The organism is Candidatus Egerieousia sp. (assembly GCF_056211015.1).
In genome coordinates this window covers 1-2558 of the sequence record NZ_JBAELF010000077.1, presented here as the reverse complement: position 1 = coordinate 2558, position 2558 = coordinate 1, and the positions used below count along the sequence as shown (strand labels likewise).

Below are 2558 nucleotides of genomic sequence, written 5' to 3'. Positions count from 1 at the left end.
ATCTTGAGAAACAAAAAGCCAAGGACAGGCCAATATTCTTCTACTTCGCCCTCGGAAAGATTCTTGCGATATCCGGAGATCTACAAAGCTTGTAGATTTAATAAAGGATTGGTTGCTGAAGATATCGCAGCCTTGGGTTATGGACCAATGTGCCAGCGATATCCGGCAATTCAAAAGCCCTGTAGATGTTGACTATCTTACAGGGCTTTCTTTTGGGATTACTGAATGACCTTGGTGAATTTCATATATGGTGAATATTCATTCTGGCCGACACGGACAATTGTGAACTTATCTTTGAACTCGTATTCGTATTTACAATCGATACCGTCTGTGTCATGTTCATGTATAACCAGCTTCGGATAATCATAATCATAAGTGGTCGTCTCATCAAAATCCACAACGGTATTGTCATCCGTAGTGTAGATGTCCAGGTGTGTATTATCCGTGAATTCGTATGTCATCATAGGACTGCCACCGCTGATAATTTGGCGGACAAAGTGAGGCGTGACCCATTTAGTCCCAACAAGGTCATTATCATCTGCTGCCGGATCTAACCCCTTCTGGCATGACACAAAGGCGAATGCCACCATAACAAATAAAGCTAAAATCTTTCTCATAACTCTCTGAATTTTTATGTGACCAAAAATAGCGGAATACCCTCAAGTCATGAAAAATCTACAAGCCTTGTAGATATTATGTTCGCATATGTGACAGGATTATCTTTGCGATGTCATTTGAAAGCTCTTGGCTTTCGAGCTGGAAGGGTCGTAGCCCTTGTAAACTGAACGAGTGTGTGAGCGGCCTCCGGCGAATGACGCTTCTCAGACACACAGTTGGCTGCGAAGCAGAGAAGTGTTACGCTTCGGGCGGCTCATCTCGGACCTCTCCCTCATACTAATGTATGGGGGCGTTGAGTTTCTACAAGCCTTGTAGGTATTTTATTCTATTTTGGAACAGAATTATCTTTGCATCGTCATTTGAAAGCTCATTGCTTTCATGCCGGATGGGCCGTAGCCCTTGATTATGGACGAGTGTGTGAGCGGTCTCCGGCAAATTATTAAGCCCTGCGGAAAAACCGGCAGGGCTTTATCGCTAATCGGGCAGTCAACCTTTTTGTGACTGACTGTCATATATTGAGATTATCGCTCCCAATCTATCAGGGCGCCGTCAAGTTCAATCCTCTTGAGCTCTCCAGCTTTGCCGGTAATGTAGTAGTTCTTCGCAATTCTGTCCGCCACTACATTGATGAACGCCTTCTTTATCCTGGAAACCTTCTCGTTTATGGAATTGCTCTCGATTGTATTGCAGAGCATATCAAGGCTTCTCTCAGTATCTTCGCTTCTGTCCTTCCCAGAGTATCTATAGTAGAAGGCTCCGAGCTCGTCGCGGTAGTCGGGAAGGCTCTTGAAGTCGATGCCCTCAGGATGGCTCAGAAATAGAAAATACACTGCCCTGCAGAGTGAATCCATCTTCACTTCGATGCCACCGTAGTCATCTAGGAATATCTTGCCGCTGTGTGTGATATAGAGGCGGCTGAGTTTCAGGGTATAACCCATAATCCTTTCCAGGTCGCTGTCGGTAATGTGATACTGTTCCTTAATTCTATCGAGATCTTTGATAATCTTAAGAGTTACCGGATCCAGTTCATCATTCATCTGGGCAACTTCTTCAAAGAGCTCGGTGTATTCTTCACAAAATACAACGGTATTTTGCCGGTCACAAGTTACTTCCAGAAGTCCGGGGAATGCATATTCTATAATTTCGTCAGTAATCAGCTGACGTATTTCATCGTATTGCTTGCTGTCCATAAGGCAAAGATAGTCATTATTCTTCATCAAGTGATTCATCAAACATAGGCGCGATTCCTTCAGTGATAAAAGGAGGCATAGTCTCTCCCAGTACCAAATATTGGCCTTCCGCTGCCTTTGGTACATTGAGTTTGAAATCCATCTCTCCCGGGAATGAGCGATCCAGGACATTTCGTGCGACTTCATAGTTTACCGCGCCAGCACAGTCAAGTGTGCGATTCATCACAACTGTGTCCATCTCACACATCGGGCACGATCCAGGGCAGTTGCCTTTGTTGGTACAGATCCTCTGCTCGAGATAGCCTCCATTGGCTTCAATGAGAGATTGCCTGAGAGTCCTCATAATCCTGCAGATTCTCTTGCCGTCAGGTACTGGAGCATTCTGACGTCCCCGTACATACTCGAACGTATCGAACTCCGCATTGCAGGTCAGGAATGACTTCAGAAAACAGACAGTATCTTCGACATCACCGGAATCGGTATACTCCGGTATGACAGGAACTCTGATGAATAGTTTCCTCCCGGGACGGGATGCGAGTTCGGAGTCAAGGTATTCCAGGTTGCGGAGAACCCGCGTGTTGCTTTTCCCCGTATATGACTCATATTTTTCTTCATCGGCAGTCTTGATGTCAACAATCCAAGTGTCAATTATGTCGAGAAGTCCTGAGATGGTGTCCATCGGAGCGAAGAGACTAGTCTCTATATTAATGCCCCAACGGAAATCCGCAAGCTCTGCAAACTCCTTGATGA

3 protein-coding genes are annotated in these 2558 nt (G+C 45.3%); all 3 read right to left on the bottom strand.

Annotated elements, in window-relative coordinates:
• Positions 1-218: 218 nt before the first annotated feature.
• Entirely contained in the window at positions 219-617 is a 399-nt protein-coding gene (locus tag AC06L3_RS05610) for a hypothetical protein (RefSeq protein WP_475669642.1), read from the bottom strand.
• 522 nt (positions 618-1139) lie between these two features.
• A complete protein-coding gene (locus AC06L3_RS05605; RefSeq protein WP_475669641.1) occupies positions 1140-1835 on the bottom strand; it encodes a hypothetical protein in 696 nt (231 codons plus the stop codon).
• Positions 1825-2558 (bottom strand): radical SAM protein (locus AC06L3_RS05600; protein ID WP_475669640.1); only part of this gene is annotated, 734 nt, incomplete at its 5' end. The genes AC06L3_RS05605 and AC06L3_RS05600, both read right to left, overlap by 11 nt.